The organism is Mesorhizobium sp. M0195 (genome assembly GCF_040322115.1).
In the GTDB taxonomy this organism is placed as follows: domain Bacteria; phylum Pseudomonadota; class Alphaproteobacteria; order Rhizobiales; family Rhizobiaceae; genus Mesorhizobium.
The window spans coordinates 840736-866248 of sequence record NZ_JAMYSV010000001.1 but is presented as its reverse complement, the minus strand read 5'-3'; the positions used below and the strand labels follow the sequence as shown (position 1 = coordinate 866248).

Sequence of the window (25513 nt, the reverse complement as noted above, 5' to 3'; positions counted from 1 at the left end):
CACCTGAATATCAGCACACCTTACCCGAATGCGATCAGCAGATCCTTTGCATCGATCTGGTCGCCGGCCTTGACCAGCACCTCGGCTATGGTGCCGTCGCGTTCGGCATGCAACGCCGTTTCCATTTTCATCGCTTCGATCGACAGCAGCACGTCGCCGGCCTTTACCGCCTGGCCGGCAACGACCGCAAGCGCCGAGACGACGCCAGGCATCGGCGCGCCGACATGCGCCTCATTGCCCGGCTCCGCCTTGCGCCGTACCTTGGCAGCGGAGGCGCCATGCGCCCGGTCCGGCACCTTCACCCGGCGCGGCTGCCCGTTGAGTTCGAAGAACACGGTGACCATGCCCTTTTCGTCGACATCGCCCATGGCAAGGCAGCGCACCACCAGCGTTTTGCCTTTTTCGATATCGACGAAAATCTCGTCTTCCGGCTTCATGCCGTAGAAATAGGTCGGCGTTGGCAGCACGCTGACCGGCCCGTAGGTCTCCTGCGCGGCGGCAAAATCGGAAAACACCTTCGGATACATCAGCCACGACGCGAACTCGAACTCACTGAGCTTGCGCTCGAGTTTTTCCTCGACCTCCGTGCGACTGGCCTTGAGGTCCGCCGGTTTGAGCAGCGAACCTGGCCGCACCGTGATCGGCTTTTCGCTCTTCAGCACCTTCTTCTGCAATGACTTTGGCCAGCCGCCCGGCGACTGGCCGAGATCGCCGCGCAACATCGACACCACCGAATCCGGGAAGGCGATGTCCCGCGCCGGATTCTCGACGTCGGCGACGGTCAAGTCCTGGCTCACCATCATCAGCGCCATGTCGCCGACGACCTTGGACGACGGGGTCACCTTGACGATGTCGCCGAACATCAGATTGACGTCGTGATAGGTCTGCGCCACTTCATGCCAACGTGTCTCCAGCCCGAGCGAGCGCGCCTGTTCCTTGAGGTTGGTGAACTGCCCGCCCGGCATTTCATGCAGATAGACCTCCGATGCCGGCCCCTTCAGGTCGCTTTCAAAGGCGGCGTACTGGTTGCGCACCGCCTCCCAGTAGAACGAGATGTTCCTGATCCATTGCGGGTCGAGGCCCGGGTCGCGCTCGGTGCCTTTCAGCGCCTCGACGATCGAACCCAGGCACGGCTGCGAGGTGTTGCCCGATAGCGAATCCATCGCCGCGTCGATGGCGTCGACGCCGCTCTCCACCGCCGCCAGCACGGTTGCCGCCGACAGGCCGGATGTGTCGTGGGTGTGGAAGTGGATCGGCAGGTCCGTCGCCTCACGCAGCGCCTTGAACAGCACGCGGGCCGCCGCCGGTTTCAAAAGCCCGGCCATATCCTTGACGGCGATGATATGGGCGCCTGCCGACTGCAGTTCCCTGGCCAGGCCGACATAATATTTCAGATCGTATTTGGCCCGCGCCGGATCGAGTATGTCGCCGGTATAACAGATCGCCGCTTCGATCAGCTTGCCCTCGGCGCCGACCGCATCCATGGCGACGCGCATGTTCTCGACCCAGTTCAGGCAGTCGAAGACGCGAAACAGGTCGATGCCGCCGGCAGCGGCCTGGCGGACGAAATGCTGGACGACGTTGTCGGGATAGTTGGTATAGCCAACGCCATTGGCGCCGCGCAGAAGCATCTGCAGAAGAAGGTTGGGTGCCGCCTCGCGCACTTTGCTCAGCCGCTCCCATGGGTCCTCGGTGAGAAAGCGCATGGCGACGTCGAATGTGGCGCCGCCCCAGCATTCGAGCGACAACAGCTGCGGCAGAGCACGCGCATAGGTGCCGGCAATTCCGGCGATGTCATAGGTGCGCACACGCGTCGCGAGCAAGGATTGATGCCCGTCGCGCATTGTCGTGTCGGTGACCAGCACCTCTTTTTGCTCGCGCATCCAGGCGGCGAATTTCTCGGGCCCGAGCACGTCGAACTTCTGCTTGCTGCCTTGAGGCACATTGCCGTTGAGATATGGCACCACCGGCGGCGCCGCATCGGCCTTTGGCTGCGGCCGGCCGCGCGTCTCGGGATGGCCATTGACCGAAACATCGGCAAGATAGTTGAGCAGCTTGGTCGCGCGGTCCTGCCGCTTCACACTGGCGAACAGTTCCGGCGTCGTGTCGATGAACTTGGTGGTATAGGAATTGTCGGCGAAGCTCCGGTGATTGATGATCGCCTCGAGGAAGGTGAGATTGGTCGCCACGCCGCGGATACGGAATTCGCGCAGCGCCCGGTTCATGCGGGCAATGGTCTCGGCCGGCGTCGGCGCCCACGCCGTCACCTTTTCCAGCAGCGGATCGTAGAAGCGGGTGATCACCGCGCCCGAATAGGCGGTGCCCCCATCAAGGCGGATGCCGAAGCCGGTGGCACCGCGATAGGCGGTGATGCGGCCATAATCGGGGATGAAATTATGTTCGGGATCTTCCGTGGTGATGCGGCACTGCAGGGCGTGACCGTTGAGCCTGATGTCCTTTTGCGCCGGCACGCCCGATTCCGCCGTGCCGATGGCAAAGCCGTCGAGGATATGGATCTGCGCCTTGACGATGTCGATGCCGGTCACCTGTTCGGTGACGGTGTGCTCGACCTGGATGCGCGGATTGACCTCGATGAAATAGAATTTTCCGGTGTCGGCATCCTGCAGGAACTCGACCGTGCCGGCGCCGATATAGCTGGTTTGGCGCGCAATTCTCAGCGCGTAGCCGCAAAGCTCTTCGCGTTGTGACATTTCGAGATACGGCGCCGGCGCCCGCTCGACGACCTTCTGGTTGCGGCGCTGGATCGAACAGTCGCGCTCGAACAGGTGCACGGCGTTGCCTTGGCGGTCGCCCAGCACCTGCACCTCGACATGGCGGGCGCGCTCGATCAGCTTCTCGAGATAGACCTCGTCCTTGCCGAAAGCCGCCTTCGCCTCACGCTTGCCCTCCATGACCTCGCGGGCGAGATCGGCCTCGGAGCGGATGGCGCGCATGCCGCGGCCGCCGCCGCCCCAGGATGCCTTGAGCATCACCGGGTAGCCGATCGTCCTGGCGAGTTCCCTTACCGCCGCCATGTCGTCCGGCAAGGGATCGGTAGCGGGAATTACCGGCACGCCGACTTCGATCGCGAGATTGCGCGCGGCGACCTTGTTGCCCAGCCTGCGCATCGTATCGGGCTTTGGCCCGATGAAGATGATGCCGGCCTTGGCGCAGGCCTCGGCGAATTCCGGGCTCTCCGACAGCAGCCCGTAACCCGGATGGATGGCGTCGGCGCCCGAAAGCCTGGCGACGCGGATAACCTCCTCGATCGAAAGATAGCTTTCGATCGGCCCCATATCCCTGGCCAGATGCGGCCCGCGCCCGACCTGGTAACTTTCGTCGGCCTTGAAGCGATGCAGGGAATATTTGTCCTCCTCTGCCCAGATCGCCACGGTTTTAAGGCCGAGCTCATTGGCCGCGCGGAAGACGCGGATGGCTATTTCGGAGCGGTTGGCGACAAGGATCTTCGAGATTGCCAAGGACAGGGCTCCGGACGCCGGGAAGGGAACTGCCGGACATGATTAGCGCGAAAATGCTGCAGTGCAAACAAAATCGAAAAGAGCATTAAACCGATTTAGTTTGATCTAATCGCGTTGACGCATTGCGTGTCGATCCGGACAACGCCTGGGCAGTTCCGATCCAGGCTTTCGGGAACTCTCATAAAAAATGCCCGGCGCGAGGCGCCGGACATTCTCATGTAGCAACGTCCGGTTATTTGCCGGGTTCGTTCTCGACATAGGTGTACTTGCCGTCGTCACCCTTCTTCCAGGTGTACATGACGTAGTCCGGACGGGTGATATCGCCCTTTGCGTCGTAGCCGATCTCGCCGATCGCAGTCTTCCAGGGGCCGGCCGACTTGATGGTCTCGGCTACCTTCTGAGCGTCATCGGCTGAGCCGGTCTTGGTGATGGCGGCCGCGATGATTTCCATCGCTGCGTAGGAGTAGAGCGTATAAGCCTCAGGCTCGAAGCCGGCCGCACGGAACTTCTCGACGAGTTCCTTGGCGTTCGGATTCTTGCGCGGATCCGGAGCGAACGTCATCAGCGTGCCCTCGACGGCGTCGCCGGCGATGGAGGCCAATTCGTTCGACACGATGCCGTCGCCGGACATGAAGGTTGCCTTGAGGCCCTGGTCGGCGAGCTGGCGTATGATCAGGCCGGCTTCGGTGTGCAGGCCGCCATAGTAGACGACCGAGACGCCCGCATCCTTCATCTTGGCGATGAGGGCCGAGAAATCCTTGTCGCCGACATTGATGCCTTCATACATGGCCTCAGTCACGCCGTTGGCTGCGAGCGCCTTCTTGGTTTCGTCGGCGAGGCCCTGGCCATAAGGCGTCTTGTCATGGATGACAGCGATCTTGGCATCCTTGAAGTTCGCCGCGAGATAGTCGCCAGCGACCTTGCCCTGCTGATCGTCGCGTCCGCAGGTGCGGAAGGTGTTCCACATGCCACGTTCGGTGAACTTCGGATTGGTCGCGGCCGGCGTGATCTCGAGGATGCCGTTCTCGGCGTAGACTTCCGACGCCGGGATCGAGACGCCGGAGTTGAAGTGGCCATCGACGTACTTGACGCCGTCGGCGACGAACTTGTTGGCGACCGAGATGCCTTGCTTGGGATCGGAGACGTCGTCGCCGACTTCAAGCTTGAGCTGCTGGCCAAGAACGCCGCCCGCCGCATTGATATCGGCGACTGCCTGTTCGGCACCCTTCTGAAGCTGGGCACCGAACGCTGCGTTCGGACCGGTGATCGGACCGGCAACGCCGATCAGGATGTCAGCCCACGCGTTGCCGCTGAACGCGACAAGCGCGGTCAGTGCGACGGCGGACAAAAGTGACTTTTTCATTGAAACGCTCCCATTTACCGAGTGGGCGTGGATGTTGCTTTCATGCGATGCCCACTCTTGCTCGCAGAAAGAGTACTTTGCCGATTTTCAGGCACTTGTCACGCCGATTCATCCCTGAAACGCCATTAATGATAAATGTCAACCTTTCGGTTTCCAGCTCAAAAGAGAGGCTCTTTCGTAAAGCCAATTATACTGCGTTACCATCTGGTTCGTGCGCGTGTATTGGTAGCCAATGAAGCCCAATATCATCAGCACGATGGTATCGACCACGTAGTAATGCAGCGAAAACATCGTTCCGCCGAACAGCGCATGATGGATGAATCTTACGCCGATGCCGAGCCCCAGCATATAGGCGAATAGCTGGGCGAAGCTGCGCCATGTCTGGGCACACGCCTTGCCCGTCATCCAGGCCGCCCAGCCGCCGAGCAGGCAGGTGACGAAAAAGAACTGCCAAATCGAGGGTTCCTCATAAAGAATGCCCTGCATGATGAAGACTCCTGAAACTCAGTGATGGCCGCCCTCGAGATAGGCGGCGCGCACTTCCGGATTGGCGAGCAGTTCCTTGCCGGTGCCGCTCATCGTCACATTGCCGTTGACCATGACATAGCCGCGCGTGGCGAGCTTCAGTGCGCCGAAGGCGTTCTGCTCGACCAGGAACACGGTCAGTCCCTGCGTGCGGTTCAGCTCGCGAATGGCGTCGAATATCTGCTTGACGATCAGCGGCGCCAGGCCTAGCGACGGCTCATCCAGCAAGAGCAGCTTCGGCCTTGCCATCAGCGCGCGGCCGATCGACAGCATCTGCTGCTCGCCGCCCGAAAGCGTGCCGCCACGTTGGCTGACGCGTTCCTTGAGCCGCGGGAACAGCGTAAAGACCCTTTCGACATCCTCGTCGTAATGCTTGAGACCGTCGAGGCTGGCGCCCATCTGCAGGTTTTCCATCACCGTCATGCGCGGAAAGATGCGCCGGCCCTCCGGCGACTGCGCGATACGCATGCGCGCGATCTCGTGGGTTGGCATCTGGGTGATATCGGTGCCGGCGAAGGTGATAGTGCCGGCACGAGCGCGCGGAGCACCGAAGATGGTCATCATCAGTGTCGATTTGCCGGCGCCGTTGGCGCCGATCAGCGCCACGATCTCGCCCTGTTTGACGGTGACGTCGACGCCGTTCAGCGCCCTGATGTTGCCGTAGTAGGTCTGGACGCCCTTGATATCGAGCAGCGTTGTGCCGGCCATTATTTCCGCCCCCCACGCCGATTAGAGGTGCCGGGAGTTTTCGACTTCGCCGGAGCCTTGCCCGGCTTTGCCGTGGAAGATTTCGCGGCCGATTTGGCTTTGGCCGGCGATCCGGACTTTGCAGCAGCAGCGCTCGACCTTGCATCGATCTGCCCGGCCTTCGAAGCGCCCTTTGACACTGTGACGCGTTCGCCCTCGCTATGGCCGACCGTGTCGGCCACCGGTCCGGCAAGATAGGAAGACGATGTGCCCGGTCCATGCGCGGCATCCGGACCCGTATCCAGTTGCTCGATGACGTCCTCGTCGCCGACTTCGGTCAGTACCGTCTCGACGTCCTCGTCTTCGACGCCGAGATAGGCGGCAATGACGCGCGGGTCGGTTCGTACCGATTGCGGGTTGCCGTCGGAGATCTTGCGCCCGTATTCGAGGACGACGACATGGTCTGAAATCTGCATGACCACCGCCATGTCGTGCTCGATCAAAAGGATCGAGGTGCCGGTGTTGTCCTTGATGTCCATCAGCAGCGCATTGAGCGCCGCCGATTCCTTCGGATTAAGGCCGGCGGCCGGCTCGTCTAGGCACAGAAGCTCAGGGCCGGTGCACATGGCGCGAGCAATTTCGAGCCGTCGCTGCGCGCCATATGGCAGATCGCCGGCAGGATCGTCGGCGCGGTCGACGAGATCGGCCTTCTCCAGCCAGTGCTCGGCGAGTTCAACGGATTCCGCCGAAGCCTGTCTGTATCCGCTATAACCGAACAGGCCGAGAACGGTATAGCCGGACGCCTTCATCAGTTTGTTGTGCTGGGCCACCAGCAGGTTCTCCAGCAGCGTCATGCCCGAGAACAGGCGGATGTTCTGGAAGGTGCGCGCCACCTTGGCCCGCGCCGGGATCTCATGGTTCGGCAGGCGTTCGAGCAGGAAGGTCGAGCCGTCGCGCCGGTTGAGCGTGATCATGCCTTCCGACGGCTTGTAGAAACCGGTGATGCAATTGAACACGGTGGTCTTGCCGGCGCCGTTGGGGCCGATCAGCGCGGTGATCTCGCCACGTTTGGCCTGGAATGACAAATCGCCGATGGCGATGAGACCGCCGAACTTCATCGACAGATGCTCGACCTGCAGGATGGCATCGTTCACGGAGGGGCTCGCGTTCATCAGCCGTGTCCCTCCTTGGTGAAGGACCCGGACACCGCCCTGCGCACCTTGAGGAAGGCTGTCGGCTCGCGGCTGCCGACGAAGCCACGCGGCTTCCACAGCATGACGATGACCATGGCCATGCCGAACAACAGCATGCGATAAAGCTCCGGCGTGAAGTCGGGGCCGAACCCGGGTATGACCTTGATGTTGCCCCAACTCAGGCCGGTCTTGAGGAAATCCAGTTCGCGCAGGATTTCGGTGCCGCCGATCATCACCATGGCGGCGACGGCAATACCGACCAGCGAGCCCATGCCGCCAAGCACGACGATGGCAAGGATGATCGCCGATTCCAGGAAGACGAAGGATTCCGGGCTGACGAAGCCTTGCCGCGCGGCGAAGAACGAGCCGGCAAAGCCGCCGAACATCGCCCCCGTGGCAAAGGCCGTGAGCTTGGTGGTGGTGGTGTTGATGCCGAGCGAGCGGCAGGCGATCTCGTCCTCGCGCAGCGCTTCCCAGGCGCGGCCGACCGGCAGGCGCCTGAGCCTCACCGTGACGAAGGCGGTCAGCAGGCAGAGTCCAAGGATCAGGTAGTAGAGGAAGATCTTGTAGTAGGCACCGGACTGCGCGATGCCGAGCACCTTGGAGATATAGTTCGGGTCGGAGACGTTGAACGACATCAGGCCGAAGAACGAGACCTTCGGGATGCCGGAAATCCCGGCCGAGCCGTTGGTCACTTCGCGCCAGTTGATGATCACCAGCCGTATGATCTCGCCGAAAGCGAGCGTCACGATCGCCAGATAGTCACCGCGCAGGCGCAGCACAGGGAAGCCCAGCATCACGCCCCAGAATGCAGCCATCAGGCCGGCGGCGGGCAGCAGGATCCAGAAGGAAAGGCCGTAATGCGTGCCGAGCAGCGCATAGGCATAGGCACCGACGGCGTAGAAGGCGACATAGCCTAGGTCCAGCAGGCCGGCCAAGCCAATAACGATATTCAACCCCCAGGCCAGCATCACGTAGATCAGGATCTGGATGCCGAAATTGTCGACATACTTCAGCGAACCCTGGAAACCGGCCGCCATGGACCCGGCATATAGCGCCAGCACCAACACCACGATAATCGGGTAGAGCGCCAGTGCGGTTATGCCCAATGCAGAGAAATGAGAATGAATGAAGGCCCGGAACCGATATATCAGCCAGGCTAGCGCATAGATGATTGCAAGTGCCCGCAGGAACCGCACAAAATCGGAAAGTTCCGGCCCTAAAGCCTCGGTCAGGAAGCCCCTGAGCGCGAGCAGAATAACGGCGACGGCGAGCGCCACGATGAACGCGGGAAGGCGGAAGAATCGCGAAGCCAGGCTGACCGGCAGCAGGCCGGTAGCGACGTCGACGATCTTCTGGTTCGCCAGGAAGGGCTGGCCATAGGCGACATAAAGGAAGCGTCCGGCCATGGTGGCGATCACGACGCCGGCGAGCAAGCCCCAGCGCTGCACCAGGATCAGTTCGTTGGAGATGTTCTGGTCGGTCTTCAGGCCGATGAACAGCACGAACAGGCCAAGCGAGATGGCGCCGGCATAGAGCGCTTCGCGAAAAGCGCGCTGGACCGGGGTGGCGACGACGGTGCTTTCCGGAGACACGGTAACCGCCATGATCTCAGACCTTTTCGACTTCTGGCCGGCCGAGAATGCCGGAAGGCAGGAAGATCAGCACGATCGCCAGGATGGAGAAGGCGGCGACGTCCTTGTAGTCGATCGAGAAATAAGCCGACCACATGCTTTCGATGAAGCCAATCATCAGGCCGCCGAGCACGGCGCCGGGCAGTGAGCCGATACCGCCGAGCACCGCGGCAGTAAACGCCTTCACACCCGGCGTAAAACCGTCGGAAAACACCACCACGCCGTAATACATCAGGAACAACGTGCCGGCGACGGCGGCGAGGGCGGCGCCCATGATGAAGGTGATCGAGATGGTGCGATCGACGTCGACGCCGAGCAGTGCGGCCATCTTGCGATCCTGCTCGCAGGCGCGCTGCGCCCGGCCGAGCGAGGTCTTGTTGACCAGGTACCAGAACACCGCGAGCAGGACTATGGTGACCAGGACGATGATGATCTGCTTCAGCGAGACGCTGATGCCTTCGATGTTGTAGACCGTGGACACCATTGGCGGGACCGGCTTGTTGCGCGGCCCTTGCGTCACCTGGACGAAATTGGACAGCGCAATCGACATGCCGATCGCAGTGATCAGCGGCGCCAGCCGGAATGAACCACGCAAAGGCCGGTAGGCCACCTTCTCGATCGTCCAATTATACAGGCTGGTCAGCAGCATCGCGACGATCATCATGATCAGCAGCGCAACGACGATCGGCAGCGAATAGAACAACGCACCGAGGATAAGGAAAACGATGAGTGCGGTGAAAGCGCCGATCATGAAAATGTCGCCATGGGCGAAATTGATCATGCCGATGATGCCGTAGACCATCGTATAGCCGATCGCTATCAGCCCATAGATCGATCCCAGCGTCAGCCCGTTGATAAGCTGCTGGACAAAATACTGCATGCTGTCGTGGCTCCCCTGGAATGTCGCCCATGCAGACGCATTCCTTTTCGTATTTTCCCTAGTCGTAAAGTTTCGAGCCCGGATTGCAACGTGATTTTTCGATCATTACGCGTGTTTTCGCCGCACGCCGTCCGATTGCCCGTTTTGTTCCCGTCCGCCCCCTGGACCATCGCGGACCCTACCATTGGCCTAACGCAATGGCTTTGACGATTCAATCGCTCTATGCGCCCCATGTCGAAGAAATCGCCGTCAAAATAAGTTGATGGGCGGGATCGTTGCGCCGTCAAAGGCAATCCGTTTGCGCTCTCTGTCTTTCCCTAACGTCAGCGTTTTCTCTATTTGACGACGAAGCCGTCTGCAAACGGGTCGCGGTCGTCGATGAAGATCGTGTTCAATCCAGTCATCCGCGCCCACCCGCCGATCGACGGAATGATTGCCGGCTTGCCGGCGACGGTGACCTCTTTCTCCACCCTGCCCTTGAACAGCGACCCGATGATCGATTCATGGACGAAGTCGTCGCCGACCCCAAGCTTGCCCTTGGCGTGAAGCTGCGCCATCCGCGCCGAGGTGCCGGTGCCGCAGGGCGAGCGGTCGATTGCCTTGTCGCCGTAGAAGACGGCGTTGCGGGCATCGGCTTGCGGGTTGGCCGGCGCGCCGGTCCACAATATGTGCGACAGCTTGTCGATGCCGGGATTCTCCGGGTGGACGAAGGAATATTTCTCGTTGAGCCGCTGCCGCACCACCGGGCTCCAGGCGATCAGCTCGCCGGCCGAATGGTCGGCCATGTCGCGATAGTTCTTTTGCGGTTCGACGATGGCGTAGAAATTGCCGCCGTAGGCGACATCGACGCTGACCTCGCCGAGCCCGGGGCATTCGACCGTCAGTCCCTCGGCATAGAGGAAGGAAGGCACATTGGTGATGCGCACCTCCTCGACATAATCGCCGACTTGGCTGTACTCGGCGACGACCACGCCCGCCGGCGTATCCAGCCTGAGCACGCCCGGCGTCTTCGGCTTGATCAATCCATTTTCGACGGCAAAGGTCACCGTGCCGATGGTGCCGTGGCCGCACATCGGCAGGCAGCCCGAGGTTTCGATGAACAGGATGGCGATGTCGCAATCCTCGCGCGTCGGTGGATAGAGGATCGAGCCGGACATCACGTCATGGCCGCGCGGCTCGAACATCAGGCCGGTGCGGATCCAGTCGTATTCGGCCAGGAAATGCGCTCGCCGCTCCATCATCGTCGAGCCGTTGAGCAGCGGTCCGCCGCCGGCAACCAGCCGCACCGGATTGCCGCAGGTGTGGCCGTCTATGCAGAAGAAGGAATGCTTGGCCATGCCGGCTCCCAACTGAATGTCTTCGATCTCAAAATCGTTGCGGGCTGAACGGACCGAGATCAAGCGATGGACTCTGCCCGAGAACGAGCTCGCGGATCAAGCGTCCGGTCGCCGCGGCCTGGGTCAGGCCGAGGTGACCATGGCCGAAACCGTACACCACCGACGGCGTTTTTTGCGATTGCCCGATCACCGGCAGCGAATCCGGCAGCGACGGCCGGAACCCTATCCATTCGCGCCCATTGGCCGGATCCAGTCCCGGCAGGAATTTCTGGGCCTTTTCGAGCAGCGCTTTCGAGCGCGCATAATTGGGCGGCCTCTCAAGGCCGCCGAGTTCGACCGCACCACCGACGCGCAGGCCCGTCTCGAGCGGCGTGATGACGAAGCCATGCCCGGAAAAGATCAATTGCCGCCTTACGTCGAAGGCAGTCTTCGGCAGCGTCGTGTTGTAGCCACGCTCGGTCTCCAGCGGGATTCTGTCGCCGAGATGTCTCGCCAACAGGTGCGACCAGGCCCCGGCAGCGATGACGAGATGCTTCGCCCGTCGCCTCGTGCCGTCGGCCATGGTCAGGATCGCGCCGTCCTGTCCTGCCTCGACACGCTCGATCCGGGCCCTTTCGAACCCGGCGCCCAACCTCTCGGCATAGGCCCATAACGCCTTTCCAAGCCGCTTGGGGTCGGCGACGGTTTTCCACCCCGGAACGAAAGTTCCCTTGACGAAGCGCGGCGACAGACCGGGCTGCAAGGCGGCGAGAGCGCTCCCCTCGACATGGCTGAAGCCGATGCCGAAGCGCTGCCTTGCCGCCCAGCCGGGCAGTGAGGCCTTGAACTCGGCTTCGCTTTCGTAGAGTTCGAGCGAGCCGTCCTCGTGCAGCATCGGCCGTGTGCCGGAACGGTCGAGCAAACCCATCCATTCCGCCTCGGCGAGCTTCATCATCCCGGCCTGTGCGGCAAGGCCGGCTTCATAGCGGTCGCTTCGGCCGGCGCGCCAGAAGCGGACCAGCCAGGGCAGCAGCTTCAGCAGATAGGCTGGTGGGATGCTGAGCGGGCCGAGCGGGTCGGCGAGCCATTTCGGCAGCTGCCTGATCATGCCCTTGTGGGCGAGCGGCAGCACGTCGGAGAAGGCAAAGGCGGCGGCATTGCCGGAACTGGTCTCCTCGCAGATCCCCGTCCGATCGAAGATCGTGACGTTTCGCCCCGCCTCGGCCAGAAATGCGGCAGCGCAGATGCCGATAATGCCGCCACCAATGATGGCGACATCGAGCGTAGCATTGTCATTCATTGGCATGCGCCGCGCTGCACATCTGCAAACACCCTCGAAGGCACTGGATCAGAATGCCGGCAGTTGCGGCCGCACGGCCAGCGCATCCCTGACGACCTTTTCGACTGCCTTGCGCCGCTCGCCCGACAATGGCTGGCGCGGCATGCGCACGCGGTCGTTGGTGTTGATCGCCAAAACTTCGGCGAGCTTGATGTTCTGCACCAGATAGGTCGAGACGTCGAGGTCGAGCAGCGGCCGGAACCAGCGGTAGATCTTCAACGCCTCCTCGCGGCGGCCCTGTCTCATCAGCTGGTAGATGGCGACGGTCTCGCGCGGGAACGCGGTGACCAAGCCCGCCACCCAGCCGATGGCGCCGACCGACAGTGCCTCAAAGGCGAGATTGTCGACGCCGGTGAACAGGTCGTAGCGGTCGCCGAGGCGGTTGATGATCTCGGTCGAGCGGCGGATGTCGTCGGAGGACTCTTTTATGGCGACGAAGCGCTGGTCCTTGGCCAACTCCTCCATCTGGTTGACGGTGACGTCGACGCGATAGGCAAGCCGGTTGGAGTAGATCATCACCGGCAGGTCGCCGGCCGCGGCGACGGCGCTGAGTGCCGCGACCGTCTCCTCGGCATTGGTATGGTAGATCGGGCTCGGCACCACCATCAAACCGTTGGCGCCTTCCTTGGCGGCGCGGCGTGCGATCGCCGCCGCCTCGCGTGTACCGGCCTCGTTGACCGTCAACAGCACCGGTTTTTTGCCGGCGATCTTCTGGGCGGTCTTCAGCACCGCGATCTTCTCGTCATGCGACAGCATCGGGCCTTCGCCGAGCGACCCGCAGACGATGATGCCGTCACAGCCGGCCTCCATCTGCAGCGCAAAGCAGCGCTCCATCTCGGCATGGTCGAGGCCGTCGTCCTCGGTGAATTTGGTCGTAACGGCGGGGAAGACTCCGGCCCACATGTCGATCGCTCCATCTGATATATCAGTCGTATATTTCTTAAGAAGCCGACTGTCAACGTTGAATCTGATATGATATATCAACAATATATCAGGAGAAGCCGCATTGGTATATGACAGCCCGGGCTCCGAGCCGGCAACTGCGAAGGCCTACCGCAGGCTCGAGCACATGATCGTAACTCTCGAGCTGGCGCCGGCGAGCTTCATCACCGAGGGGGCGCTGATCGACAGGCTGGGCCTCGGCCGCACCCCGGTTCGCGAAGCGATCCAGCGGCTGGCTTGGGAGGGGCTGCTCGAGGTCCGGCCGCGCGCCGGCATTGCCATTGCCCCGCTGCACCCCGGCGACTGGCTGCGTGTCCTCGACGCCCGCCGTGGCGTCGAGGTGGTGCTTGCCCGCTCAGCCGCTCGCTTCGTCACCCGCGAGGCCGCCGACCTGTTCCATGACGCTGCCCTTGCCATGCAAAAGGCGGTGATTTCGGAAAATGTGTTTTACTTCATCCAGGCCGACAAGGCGCTCGACGAGGCGCTGGCGCTGGCTGCCGACAACCCGTTCGCCGCGCGCCTGGCGGCGCCCTTGCAAACCCACAGCCGCCGTTTCTGGTTCCGCTACAAGGCCGATACCGGCTTGGCCGAATCCGCCGAGCATCATGTCGCGCTGATCCGCTCGATCCTAGCAGGCGACGAGGAGGCCGCGGCCAAGGACGCCAAGCGCCTGATGGCACTATTGCGCGGCCATGCCGAGGCAGCTGCCACACGCTGAGCCTGTCATTTCGTCATGCGCCCTGGCCGGGCAGGGCCATCACGTTTTCCCAATTGTCGCCGGCCGCGACGATGCAGCTTCTGCCGGCGACATCGGTGACGACGATACTCCAGGTTCCGGTCTCGGCGACAAAGACTTCCATGACCGCCTCATGACCGATCAGCCCCAAAGCAAACTGCCTTTCCTGGAACTTCTCGCTCAAATGGGCGACGAGCTCGCCATGTTCAACGCAGTATTGATATTGCGCGCTTGCGGTGTTCGTACCCACCGCCAATGCGCCAGCAAGAACCAGGGTTTTCACCCATCCCAACAGTGCTTTGTGTGCCATAGGGCACCTCCTTTGCCATCACGTTCCGGCAAAGGAGGGGTTTGACAGCCTCACTTTGCCGGAGCGATCCAGGCCGGTTCCGACGTCATCATCATCGCGTCGTTCCTTTCTGTGTTCCGGTCTGCCATCGGTGGGAACGATTCTAGATGTTCCCATTATGTTCCCGATATATGGTATCGGCAACGGAAAAGCGCAAGCAGGCGCCCAAGCGGGCGCCTACAGATCCGTTTTACGGTTGTCGCCGAAAGAATGGGCCACCAGGCTGCGCGGCCATGCGAGGCCGCTGCTACGCGCGAGCGTGGAACCTCATCAGGTGCCTGGCAGCGCCGCTGTCGTCATCGCGCTCTCCCAGCCTTCGCCGACTGAAATCACGCAGCTTTGGCCTTTTGTGTCGCTGGCGAGGATGGTCCATGTGCCCTTGTCGGAAACGAAGACTTCAAGCACCACATTCGGATTGACGACGCCGACCGCGCTCGGGTTTTCATGAAACTTCTCGCCGAGCGCCTTCACCATATCGGCGCGTGCCGCACATTGCTCGGCAGCCATTGCCGGGACGGCGAAAAGGGCCATCGCAGCGCAAGCTGCAGTCGCCATGAGACGTGTCATCTGACACCTCCTTTGCGCCGGACGATATCCCCGGAGCCGTCACCAGCGCCGTTGGTTGATCTGCCAGCGTCTGCTTCGCGGCAGGACTGCAACCTAAGAAGATTGCTGCCTTCTTGGTTCCATCACATTAGTGTTCATGCCGATGAAGACCGCGACGAAAAAAAGGCCCGGGTCGAGCCCAGGCCTTCTTTTTCCGCGATCTGGATCAGTTCATCGTCGGAATGATGAACTCGGCGCCATCCTTCACGCCGGCCGGCGCGCCCGAAACCGAAGGCGAGGACGCGCAGACAGAAAACCGTCCGGCTAATTCATCGTCGGAATGACGAACTCGGCGCCATCCTTCACGCCGGCCCGCGCCCCCGAAGCCGAAGGCGAGGACGCGCAGACAGAAAACCGTCCGGCTAATTCATCGTCGGAATGACGAATTCGGCGCCGTTCTTCACGCCGGCCCGCGCGCCCGAAGCCGAAGGCGAGGACGCGCAGACAGAAAACCGTCCGGCTAATTCATCGTCGGAATGACGAACTCGGCGCCATCCTTCACGCCGGACGGCCAGCGCGACGTCACCGTCTTGGTCTTGGTGTAGAAGCGGAACGCGTCCGGCCCGTGCTGGTTGAGGTCGCCAAAGGAGGACGCCTTCCAGCCGCCAAACGTATAGTAGGCGATCGGCACCGGGATCGGCACGTTGATGCCGACCATGCCGACCTGGACTCGCGAGGCGAAGTCGCGCGCCGCGTCGCCGTCGCGGGTGAAGATAGCGACGCCATTGCCCATCTCGTGCTCGTTGGCGAGCTTGATGGCGTTCTCGTAGGTCGGTGTGCGCACCACCGAGAGCACCGGCCCAAAGATCTCTTCCTTGTAGATGCGCATATCGGCGGTCACGTTGTCGAACAGGCAGCCGCCCATATAGTAGCCGTTCTCGTAGCCTTGCATGGAAAAGCCGCGTCCGTCGACGACCAGCTTGGCGCCTTCCTTGACGCCGGTGTCGACATAGGACTTGACCCGCTCCAGCGCCTGTGCCGTGACCAGCGGGCCGAAATCGGCGGAAGAATCGGTCGACGGACCGACCTTCAGACTCTCGACCCGCGGCACCAGTCTTTCCATCAGCCGGTTGGCGGTGTCGTTGCCGACCGGAACGGCCACCGATATCGCCATGCAGCGCTCGCCGGCCGAGCCGTAGCCGGCGCCGATCAGCGCGTCGACGGTCTGGTCCATGTCGGCATCCGGCATGATGATCATGTGGTTCTTGGCGCCGCCGAAGCACTGCACGCGCTTGCCGGCCGCGCAGCCGCGCGAGTAGATGTACTGGGCGATCGGCGTCGAGCCGACGAAACCGATGGCCTTGATGTCGGGATCGTCGAGGATGGCGTCGACCACTTCCTTGTCGCCGTTGACGACATTGAGGATGCCCGCCGGCAGACCGGCCTCGATGAACAGTTCGGCAATGCGCATCGGCACACCCGGGTCGCGCTCGGACGGCTTGAGGATGAAGGCATTGCCGCAGGCAATGGCCGGCGCGATCTTCCACAGCGGGATCATCGCCGGAAAATTGAACGGCGTGATGCCGGCGACGACGCCGAGCGGCTGGCGCATCGAATAGACATCGATACCAGGGCCTGCGCCATCGGTGAACTCGCCCTTCATCATGTGCGGCGCACCGATGCAGACCTCGACCACTTCGAGGCCGCGCTGGATGTCGCCCTTGGCGTCGGCGATGGTCTTGCCGTGTTCGCGCGCCAATATCTCGGCCAGCGCGTCATACTCCTTGGCGATCAGCTCGAGGAACCGCATCAGGACGCGCACGCGCCGCTGCGGGTTGGTCGCCGCCCAGCCGGGCTGTGCCGCCTTGGCGTTTTCGACCGCCGCGCGCAATTCCGCCTGCGAAGCCAGCGCCACCGTGCCGCGCACCGTGCCGTCCATCGGCTGCATGACGTCCTGCTTGCGGCCGCTGGTTCCGGCGACGCGCTTGCCGCCGATGAAATGACCGTATTCGATCATGGTCTCTCTCCCTGGTTCGTGATGAGGCATTGTCCGCCTTTGCGCGAGCGATGGCAACGCGAGCGAAAACGCAACCGTTGTGCAGAAAATAGATAGCGGTTGACGGCAGAGCATCAATTCTCGCAAATAGCAGGGTGCGATTGCCACCATACGGATTGAGATTGAGTTCCTTCACCGCCCCCCTCTGTCCTGCCGGACATCTCCCCCTCAAGAGGGGAGATTGGCTGTCACGCTCGCCTTCGCAAATCCTCATCGCAGCAAGAGAGACGCCTACGGCGAAACTGCCAATCTCCCCCCTTGAGGGGGAGATGTCCGGCAGGACAGAGGGGGGCGCGAAAGAACACGGCTTTGACCATCATCATCCGGACCATTCCGATGAACTGGGATGACGCCCGTATCTTCCTTGCCGTGGCGCGGGCCGGCCAGATCCTCGGCGCCGCCAGGCGGCTGGAGCTTAATCACGCGACCGTCTCGCGCCGCATCGCCGCCCTCGAGGATGCGCTCAGGACAAAACTGTTTCGCCGGCTTACCACCGGCAGTGAGCTGACGCCGGCGGGCGAGCGTTTCCTCGAGATCGCCGAACGCATGGAGGGCGACATGATCGCCGCGCGCTCGACTGTTTCAGGCGAAGGCGACGACGTGTCGGGCACCGTGCGGATCGGCGCGCCGGACGGTTTTGGCGTCGCCTTCCTGGCCAGGCGCCTCGGCGTGCTGACCGCTCTGCACCGTGAACTCACCATCCAGTTGGTGCCGGTACCACGCTCCTTCTCTTTGTCACGCCGCGAGGCCGACATTGCCATCACCGTCGAGCGGCCGACGGAAGGCCGCCTGGTGGCGGGAAAGCTGGTCGACTACACGCTCGGCCTGTTCGCGTCGCGTGCCTACGCCGACACCCATGGCTTGCCCGGAAGCGCCGCCGAGCTAGGTCAGCATACGCTGATCGGCTACGTGCCGGATCTGATCGTCAGTCCCTCGCTCGACTACGCGGCCGAATTCAGCGCCGACTGGCGCACCAGCTTCGCCATTTCCTCCGCGCTCGGCCAGGCCGAAGCGGTGCGTTCCGGCGCCGGAATCGGCATACTGCACACCTTCGTTGCCCGCTCGATGCCGGAGTTGGTGCCCCTCGATATCGTCGCACCCATCCGCCGCGCCTACTGGCTGGTCTATCACGAATCGGTCAGGCCGCTGCGCCGCGTCCAGGTCGTCTCGAGCTTCATCACCAAGGCCGTCGAACGGGACAGGAGTTTGTTCGCGTGAAGCCTATCGGCCGGCGGCTGTCTTGAGCTGCCGGGGGTCTTACTTGGTGTATCGTCCCGGCCCGAGATCGCCGACGTCGATGTCCGGCACCCGGCTGGAGATGATGTCGGCTAGAACCTTAGCCGAGCCGCAGGCCATGGTCCAACCGAGTGTGCCATGGCCGGTATTGAGATAGAGATTGGAGAAATCGGTGCGGCCGATCAGCGGCGGCCCGTCCGGTGTCATCGGCCGCAGCCCGCACCAGAAGGTCGCCGATCGCATGTCGCCGCTGCCCGGAAACAGGTCGCCGACCGAATGTTCGAGCGTGCGGCGCCGCGATTCGTGCAGCCGCAGATCGAAGCCGGAAATCTCCGCCGTGCCGCCGACCCGGATACGGTCGCCGAGCCGGGTGATCGCTACTTTGTAGCTCTCGTCCATCACGGTCGAGACCGGTGCGGCGGTGGCGTCCTTGATCGGCAGGGTGATCGAATAGCCCTTGACCGGGTAGACCGGGATGGGCCGCTTCAGCATGCGCATGAACCGCGCCGAATAGCTGCCCATCGCCATCACATAGGCATCAGCGACCATCCAGCCCTTGCTGGTGCTGATGTTGGTGATGCGATCGCGCTTCTTGACGACGCGTCGTATCTCCGTGTCGTATTCGAAGGTGACGCCGCGTGCCGCGCAAAGCTCGGCAAGCCTGTCGGTAAACATCTTGCAGTCGCCGGTTTCGTCGCCGGGCAACCGCAGGCCACCGACGAATTTTTCGCGCACGCCAGCCAGCGCGGGTTCGGCCGCAATGCAGCCGTCGGGGTCGAGGACCTCGTAGGGGACGCCATAGGTCTTCAGCACCTCGACATCGCCGCCGACGCCGTCGAGCTGCTTTTGCGTTCGGAAAAGCTGCAGCGTGCCCTTGGCGCGCTCGTCATAGGCGATGCCGGTCGCCTCGCGCAGCGCCTTCAGCGTGTCGCGGCTGTACTCGGCCAGCGGCACCATGCGCGCCTTGCTCAGCGCGTAGCGTTCAGCCGTGCAATTGCGCAGCATCTTGACCAGCCATATCCACATATGCGGATCGAGGGCCGGTCGCACCACCAGTGGGCCGTGCTTCATCAAAAGCCATTTGATGGCCTTCAGCGGAACGCCGGGCCCGGCCCAGGGCGAGGCATAGCCGGGCGAGATCTCGCCGGCATTGGCAAAGCTGGTTTCCAGCGCCGGGCCTTTCTGGCGATCGATCACAGTCACCTGATGGCCGGCCTCGGCAAGAAAATAGGCGGTGGTGACCCCGATCACGCCGCCGCCCAGCACGAAGATCTTCATCGTTTGGTTCTCCGCGGCGGCATCTCGTCGGGATTCGAGACCGGGATCATCGCCGCCTTCTGTCTGCCGGATTCTGTGGCGTCAGCCAAGTGCCGATGCTCAGGGAAAAGACATGCGTGAGGACAACAAGCTTGCGTCCTAGCGATTCACATAGCGCCAGTGGAAACGGTGGCCGAGGCTGGTCAAGACCTCGTAGCCGATAGTGCCGGCCTGGCCGGCTACCTGGTCCACCGTCTGCGACGACGGCCCGATCAGTTCAACGAGGTCGCCGGCCTTCAGCTTGCCGGGCGGCAGTGCGGAAATGTCGAGGATGATCGTATCCATCGAAATCCGGCCGACGAAGGGCAGCCGCACATTTTCGAACCAGGCAGCGGAAGCGGCGCGACGATGCCAGCCATCGCCGTAGCCGAGCGAAATCGTCGCCGCGGCAAGCGGGGCCTTGGCATGAAAAGTGTGGCCGTAGCCGACACCGGCGCCGGCCTCCAATATCCGCGTCTGGATGACCTTGGCCTGCAATCGCACCACCGGCAGCATCGGATTGTCCTTCGCCGGCGTCGGATTGATGCCATAGAGAGCGGCACCCGGACGAACGAGGTCGTAGTGATAGCGCTGCCCGAGAAAAATGCCCGATGAATTGGCAAGCGAAGCCGACGCTTCCGGCAGCATCCGGCGCAGCCGTTCGAATTCCAGCCGTTGCTGTTCGTTGGCCGGTTGCTCGGGTTCGTCGGCGCAGGCGAGATGGCTCATCACGAAGGTCAGTTCGACACCGTCGAAGGCCTGTGGATCCCGCGCGACTGCCTTCACCTCGGACGGCGTCATGCCGAGCCGCGACATGCCGCTGTCAACCTGGAGGGCGGCCGGCAGCTTACGGCCCACCCGTCCGGCCATTTCGCGCCATGCCGCGAGTTGGCTGGCGCTGTTGAGTACGGTGCAAAGCCCTGCTGCAACCGCTTCCCTTTCCGCACCCGGCGGAATGCCGTTCAGCACATAAATGGCCGGGTCTGAGCCGAGCGCCTTGCGCAGCAAGATGCCGCCGGCCAAATGCGCAACAAAGAAGGTATTACAGCCCTCAGCCATCAGTGCCGCCGCCACCGGCGCCGCGCCAATCCCGTAACCGTCGGCCTTGACCACTCCAGCACAGCTGACGCCGCCCAGCCGCGCCTTCAGCCGCCGGTAATTCTCACGGATGGCGCCGAGATCGATGGTCAGGATTGCCCCCGCCGCCGCTTCGCTGATCGGCTCGCTCGGGGCGCCAGCCTGCCGTGGAGCAACGGCCTGCGGAAGAGATTTGCTGGAGATGTCGTTCATGCCGACCTGTTTTAGCGGAAGGCCAGTGGCTACGCCACCAAATGCCGGAACGCTGCCACCACGTCTTCGTAGACCTTGCGCTTGAACGGCACGATCAGGCTCGGCAATTCCAGCATCGGCCGCCACGCCCACCGGTCGAACTCGGCCTTGTGGCCACCCGGTGGCGGATTGATCGCGATCTCGCTTTCGTCACCGTGGAAGCGGAAGGCAAACCATTTCTGCGTCTGGCCGCGATACCGTCCCTTGAAGGCGACGCCGACCAGATGCGCCGGCAGGTCGTAGTTGATCCAGTGCGGCGCCTCGGCCAGCAGCGACACCGAGCGCATGCCGGTCTCTTCGTAGAGTTCGCGCGCCGCCGCGGGCAGCGGCTCCTCGCCATCGTCGATGCCGCCCTGCGGCATCTGCCAGAGCTGCGTCGTTCCAGCGAATTCGCTGTCCGGCTCGGCAATGCGACGGCCGACCCAGACCAGGCCGTCGCCATTGAGGACCATCACCCCTACGCAGGGCCGGTAGGGCAGTGTCTCGGCGTCAACGAGCTTGTTCTTTGCCATCTCAGCCTTTTTCCGGATCTATGGCCACCGCCGAAATCGGCACGATCTCGATGCCGCGCTTCTTGGCCTCGGTCACCCAGGAAGACACGGTATCCACCGTCAGGTCGAAAGCCGAGCCGATGCCGACGGCAAACCCTTTCGCCCGCGCCGTCGCTTCCAGCCCATCCAGTTTCTTCAATATGGCGCCGCGGTCCTGCACCGCGTCGATCGCCGTATCGCCGCCGACGAACGGCACGCCGTCCTTCAGCGCCAATTCGGGTGCCAGGCTGCGCGCTGAGGAACCGTCATCGACATAGGCGAGGCCACGCTTGCCAAGCTCGGCCATTAATGGCCCCATTGCCGTCGCGTCGGCCGAAAAGCGGGCGCCCATATAGTTCATGACGCCGGTGTAGTTGGTCGTTCGCGACAGCGCCCAGCGTAAATTCTTCAAATTCTCGTCCGGCGTCGCAGCCACGGTCAGCGTGTTGCGGCCGGGATTGACGTTCGGATAGTCGACCGGCTCGAGCGGCACCTGCATGATGACCTCATGGCCGCCCTGCCGCGCCACCTGCATCCAGCGGCCGATGCTGTTGCCTTGCGGCGCGAAGGCCAGCGTCACCTCCGGCGGCAGCTTGGCGATGGCTGCCTGCGTGCCGGTCTGCGACACGGCAAGACCGCCGATGACGAGCGCCACGCGTGCACCGCGTGCGCCGGACCACGGCCGCGCATAGACATCGAACGGGCGCCGGCCGTCGGCGGCGCGGATCGGCAGCGGACCGGTCTCGCTGGCCTCGATCAGTGCCTTGTCGGGAATGTGCGCGATCCTGAGGTTCTGGCCGATCGTCGAAGGGTCGCGGATGACGATGGTCGCCTCGGGTGGACCATCGCCCTCTTCGGTCTGGACATGGATGATCTGCGGACCGCCCGTCTTCGGCCCGCTTATGTTGGCCCCGCTTGCGTTGCTTGGCGCTGCCGTTTCGGGCGTCGCCTTGGCGGGCGCCGCGGCGGTATCCGCCGCCGCCGGCGTCTTCGGCGTCGAAACGGCTACTTCCTGCAGCTTCCGGAACGGCTTGTCGCGCAAGGCGATCGCGCTGGAGACGCCGACCACCGACAGCACGACAAGCGCGGCCGCGACCGCACCGGCGCTGATCCCGCTGCCCGAGCGCGACGGCCGGATCGCCTGTCCGAGAGGTCGTTCTATGTCCTTGCCGATATCAGCCAAGCCCGCACCCCCGGCGTGCGCCCCCGAAGTAAAACCTTCTCCGGAGGCGCAAGATCCAAAATGTCGGCGCGTCCTCTTGCTTCACTGGACGCGCAGCATGCCGGCCGCAGCCCCGAATCAAACTGCCGGAGCCTCGCGGCCCCGGCAGCATCGCATCGCTTCGCTCAGGCAGCCAGACCCGTTTGGCCCGGCTTGCCCGCCCTTACTGGTTCAACACGGCCTTTTGCGGATTCGGCGGGAACGCCGGATCGGTCTTCTGGCCGCGCAGCAGCTGCTCGGCATAGATGAGCTGCAAATCGTCCTTCGGCTCCGGCGGCACATAGGCCGCCGAGCCCGAACCGGTCGTGCCTTCGTCGGCGCCCTTGATATGGCCCTTGAGGTCGGATTCGCCGCGCGTCAGATCCCTGCCCTGCAGTTCCGCCGGCAGCGGCTGGTCGACCTTGATGTCGGGCGTGATGCCCTTGCCCTGGATCGACTTGCCGGACGGCGTGTAATAGAGCGCCGTCGTCAGCCGCAGCGCCCCGTTTTCGCCAAGCGGGATGATGGTCTGCACCGAACCCTTGCCGAAGGACTGCGTGCCGACCACCGTGGCGCGGCGCAGATCCTGCAGCGCGCCGGCAACGATTTCCGATGCGCTGGCCGAGCCGCCATTGACGAGCACGATCAGCGGCTTGCCGCCGATGTCGTCGCCGGCCCGCGCGTCGAAGCGGGTGACGTCCTTCGGATCGCGACCGCGCGTCGAGACGATCTCGCCACGGTCGAGGAAGGCATCCGACACGCTCACCGCCTGGTCGAGCAAACCGCCCGGATTGAGGCGCAGGTCGAGCACGTAGCCCTTGAGCTTGTCGTTCGGCACCTGCTTCTTGATGGTGTCGATGGCATTCTCGAGGTCGTCATAGGTCTTTTCGGTAAAGGAGGTGATCTTCATGTAGCCGATGTCGTTTTCGACCCGGAACTTGACCGCCTTGACCTTGATGATGTCGCGCACGACGGTCAGTTCGATCGGCTTGTCGGCGCCCTGGCGCAGGATGGTGAGCTTGATCGGAGTATTGACCAGCCCGCGCATCTTCTCGACGGCGTCGTTGAGCGTCAGGCCGCGAACCTCCTCGCCGTCGATCTTGGCGATATAGTCGCCGGCGAGCACACCAGCCTTGGCGGCCGGAGTATCGTCGATCGGCGTGATCACCTTGACCAGGTCGTTCTCCATGGTGACCTCGATGCCGAGGCCGCCGAACTCGCCCTTGGTTTGAACGCGCATGTCCTGCGCTTCTTCGGCGTTCATGTATGAGGAGTGCGGGTCGAGCGACGACAGCATACCGTTGATGGCATTTTCAACCAGCGACTTGTCGTCGGGCGGCGTCACATAATTCGCCCGCACCCGTTCGAAGATATCGCCGAAGATCGCCAGTTGCTTATAGGTCTCGGAGCCCGCAGCCTTCGCCGTCGAGCCGGGCGCGCCATAGACCAGGCTCATCGCCGATGCACCCATCAGCGCACCGGCAAACAGAAGCGACAGTTTCCGCATCATTCACGTCCTTCCAGAAAAACGGTCCGCCCACCATGGGGCCGGATCGACGGGTTTTCCATCCTTGCGGAACTCGACATAGAGCTCCGGCGTGGCATTTCCATTCTTCGATGCCGAGGTGCTCGCCACCCGGGCCTCTCCCATCGCGCCGACCGGCTCACCTGCGAGCACCGACTGGCCAGACGCGACGCTGATTCTGCTCATCCCCGCCAGGACGACATGATAGCCGTCACCCGCATTCAGGATCAAGAGTTGACCGTAAGAGCGGAAAGGCCCCGCATAAAGCACATTTCCATCCGCCGGTGCTGTGACGATGGCTCCGGATTGTGTCGCAACCATGTCACCGAGCATCACCGCGCCGTTACCGTCCTCGGCGCCGAAGCGCCGCTTGATCCTGCCGGTGACCGGCAGCGCGATCTGCCCTTGCAGCGCGGAAAACGGCGCGGCAGCGGTGAGCCTGTTGCTCTCCGGCACCGGCAGCGAGGCCAATTCCGTCGACGCCGCAGCCGATGCCGGGCCCTTGTCGGCGTCGGCCGTCTTTTGCTCGGCTGCCTTGGCCGCATCCGCCGCCTTGCGGGCCCTATCGGCCTCGAGCGAGGCGATCAGTTCTTTCAGGCTGCCGGCCTTGGCCGCCAACGTCGCGGACCGCTGCTTTTCGGCGGCCAGCGCGGTTTGCGTATCGGCGGCGAGCTTCTGCTTGGCTTCGAGCAGCATGCCGAGCCGCTTTTTTTCCGCCGCCTGCTCGCCGATCGCTGCCGTCAGCCGCGCCCGCTCGGCCTCGATCGAGGCCGTCACCCGCGACTGCTCCTTGAGGTCGGTCAGCAACATGTCGGTCTGCTGGCGCAGTTCCGGCACCACGGCACCGAGCAGGATGGCGCTGCGCACCGACGACAATGCGTCCTCCGGCTTGACCAGGATCGCCGGGGGCGGGTTGAGCCCCATGCGCTGCAGCGCGCCGAGCACTTCGGCCAGAACGTCGCGTCTGGCGGCCAGTGAGGCGCGGATCTTCTGCTCCTGCGCCTTAAGCCCTTCCAGCTTGCCGCCAATGTCCTCGATGTCCTGGCCGAGCTTCTGCTCGGTCATCGCCGACTGGATCAGCGCCGCGGTGATCGAGGCGTGGTCCTTCTTGACCGCCGCGATATCGGCGGCGAGCTTGGCCAGCCGCTCGGACGACAGCGTGATCTCTTTCGATACTTTCTCGTATTCGGCGCGGCTCTGGTCCGGGTCGGGCGCCAGGTCGAGCGTGTTCTCAGCCCGCGCGACGCCGAGCGAAAGCGCGATCGCCGCCACGGCGATGCCGTAGCGCACGCGCCAGGAGCCCGTTCGTGATTTCCAGTCTTCAGACATTGAAGCCTAACTCTATGCGCGG

General features: G+C 63.1%; 21 protein-coding genes. 2 read left to right on the top strand and 19 right to left on the bottom strand.

Annotation, left to right across the window (positions count from 1 at the left end; genetic code table 11):
• Positions 1–20 precede the first annotated feature (20 nt).
• The 10 genes from pyc to NKJ12_RS04250 form a co-directional block, all read right to left on the bottom strand.
• Positions 21–3479: a pyruvate carboxylase gene (gene pyc, locus NKJ12_RS04295; RefSeq protein WP_352504921.1), complete on the bottom strand. Its 3459-nt coding sequence runs from the start codon at positions 3477–3479 to the stop codon at positions 21–23.
• A 232-nt stretch (positions 3480–3711) separates the two neighbouring features.
• Positions 3712–4842 carry a branched-chain amino acid ABC transporter substrate-binding protein gene (locus NKJ12_RS04290; RefSeq protein ID WP_254816422.1) on the bottom strand — a complete coding sequence of 377 codons (1131 nt, stop codon included), beginning with the start codon at positions 4840–4842 and terminating at the stop codon, positions 3712–3714.
• Positions 4843–4980: 138 nt separating this feature from the next.
• Positions 4981–5328, bottom strand: a complete 348-nt coding sequence (locus NKJ12_RS04285) for a DUF6867 family protein (RefSeq protein WP_254816421.1) — start codon at positions 5326–5328, stop codon at positions 4981–4983.
• A gap of 18 nt (positions 5329–5346) precedes the next feature.
• Positions 5347–6075: an ABC transporter ATP-binding protein gene (locus NKJ12_RS04280; protein ID WP_352504920.1), complete on the bottom strand. Its 729-nt coding sequence runs from the start codon at positions 6073–6075 to the stop codon at positions 5347–5349.
• Complete coding sequence (locus tag NKJ12_RS04275) at positions 6075–7226, bottom strand: ABC transporter ATP-binding protein (RefSeq protein ID WP_352504919.1); 1152 nt, start codon at positions 7224–7226, stop codon at positions 6075–6077. Before NKJ12_RS04275 ends, NKJ12_RS04280 begins: the two co-directional genes overlap by 1 nt.
• Complete coding sequence (gene livM / locus NKJ12_RS04270; RefSeq protein WP_352504918.1) at positions 7226–8854, bottom strand: high-affinity branched-chain amino acid ABC transporter permease LivM; 1629 nt, start codon at positions 8852–8854, stop codon at positions 7226–7228. The genes NKJ12_RS04275 and livM overlap by 1 nt, the downstream gene beginning before the upstream one ends.
• A 4-nt stretch (positions 8855–8858) precedes the next feature.
• Positions 8859–9761, bottom strand: a complete 903-nt coding sequence (locus NKJ12_RS04265; protein WP_254816418.1) for a branched-chain amino acid ABC transporter permease — start codon at positions 9759–9761, stop codon at positions 8859–8861.
• Between the two features lie 335 nt (positions 9762–10096).
• A complete protein-coding gene (locus tag NKJ12_RS04260) occupies positions 10097–11098 on the bottom strand; it encodes a 4-hydroxyproline epimerase (protein WP_352701348.1) in 1002 nt (333 codons plus the stop codon).
• Positions 11099–11126: 28 nt separating this feature from the next.
• Positions 11127–12377: an NAD(P)/FAD-dependent oxidoreductase gene (locus NKJ12_RS04255; protein ID WP_352687137.1), complete on the bottom strand. Its 1251-nt coding sequence runs from the start codon at positions 12375–12377 to the stop codon at positions 11127–11129.
• A 48-nt stretch (positions 12378–12425) separates the two neighbouring features.
• On the bottom strand, positions 12426–13319 hold the full coding sequence (locus tag NKJ12_RS04250; protein WP_352701347.1) for a dihydrodipicolinate synthase family protein: 894 nt from the start codon (positions 13317–13319) through the stop codon (positions 12426–12428).
• A 166-nt stretch (positions 13320–13485) separates the two neighbouring features.
• Here NKJ12_RS04250 and NKJ12_RS04245 point away from each other — a divergent pair, with 166 nt between their 5' ends.
• Positions 13486–14076, top strand: coding sequence for a GntR family transcriptional regulator (locus NKJ12_RS04245; protein WP_502895519.1), 591 nt, complete (start codon positions 13486–13488; stop codon positions 14074–14076).
• Positions 14077–14089: 13 nt separating this feature from the next.
• Here NKJ12_RS04245 and NKJ12_RS04240 read toward each other — a convergent pair whose 3' ends face one another.
• The 3 genes from NKJ12_RS04240 to NKJ12_RS04230 form a co-directional block, all read right to left on the bottom strand.
• Positions 14090–14404: a hypothetical protein gene (locus tag NKJ12_RS04240; RefSeq protein ID WP_352701346.1), complete on the bottom strand. Its 315-nt coding sequence runs from the start codon at positions 14402–14404 to the stop codon at positions 14090–14092.
• 309 nt (positions 14405–14713) lie between these two features.
• Positions 14714–15010 carry a hypothetical protein gene (locus NKJ12_RS04235; protein ID WP_352701345.1) on the bottom strand — a complete coding sequence of 99 codons (297 nt, stop codon included), beginning with the start codon at positions 15008–15010 and terminating at the stop codon, positions 14714–14716.
• A 499-nt stretch (positions 15011–15509) separates the two neighbouring features.
• Positions 15510–17006, bottom strand: a complete 1497-nt coding sequence (locus NKJ12_RS04230) for a CoA-acylating methylmalonate-semialdehyde dehydrogenase (protein WP_352701343.1) — start codon at positions 17004–17006, stop codon at positions 15510–15512.
• A 375-nt stretch (positions 17007–17381) separates the two neighbouring features.
• Here NKJ12_RS04230 and NKJ12_RS04225 point away from each other — a divergent pair, with 375 nt between their 5' ends.
• A complete protein-coding gene (locus NKJ12_RS04225; protein WP_352701430.1) occupies positions 17382–18263 on the top strand; it encodes a LysR family transcriptional regulator in 882 nt (293 codons plus the stop codon).
• A 39-nt stretch (positions 18264–18302) separates the two neighbouring features.
• Here the strand turns inward: NKJ12_RS04225 and NKJ12_RS04220 are convergent, their stop codons facing one another.
• From NKJ12_RS04220 to NKJ12_RS04195, 6 genes are all read right to left on the bottom strand, one after another.
• On the bottom strand, positions 18303–19631 hold the full coding sequence (locus NKJ12_RS04220; RefSeq protein WP_352701429.1) for a D-amino acid dehydrogenase: 1329 nt from the start codon (positions 19629–19631) through the stop codon (positions 18303–18305).
• A 66-nt stretch (positions 19632–19697) separates the two neighbouring features.
• Positions 19698–20867, bottom strand: coding sequence for an alanine racemase (gene alr, locus NKJ12_RS04215; RefSeq protein ID WP_352701342.1), 1170 nt, complete (start codon positions 20865–20867; stop codon positions 19698–19700).
• A gap of 29 nt (positions 20868–20896) precedes the next feature.
• Positions 20897–21418 carry an RNA pyrophosphohydrolase gene (locus NKJ12_RS04210; protein ID WP_352701341.1) on the bottom strand — a complete coding sequence of 174 codons (522 nt, stop codon included), beginning with the start codon at positions 21416–21418 and terminating at the stop codon, positions 20897–20899.
• 1 nt (position 21419) lies between these two features.
• Positions 21420–22619, bottom strand: coding sequence for a divergent polysaccharide deacetylase family protein (locus NKJ12_RS04205; RefSeq protein WP_352701340.1), 1200 nt, complete (start codon positions 22617–22619; stop codon positions 21420–21422).
• Positions 22620–22821: 202 nt separating this feature from the next.
• Complete coding sequence (locus NKJ12_RS04200; protein WP_023719673.1) at positions 22822–24147, bottom strand: S41 family peptidase; 1326 nt, start codon at positions 24145–24147, stop codon at positions 22822–22824.
• Positions 24148–25491, bottom strand: a complete 1344-nt coding sequence (locus NKJ12_RS04195; RefSeq protein ID WP_352701339.1) for a murein hydrolase activator EnvC family protein — start codon at positions 25489–25491, stop codon at positions 24148–24150.
• Between the last annotated feature and the right edge of the window lie 22 nt (positions 25492–25513).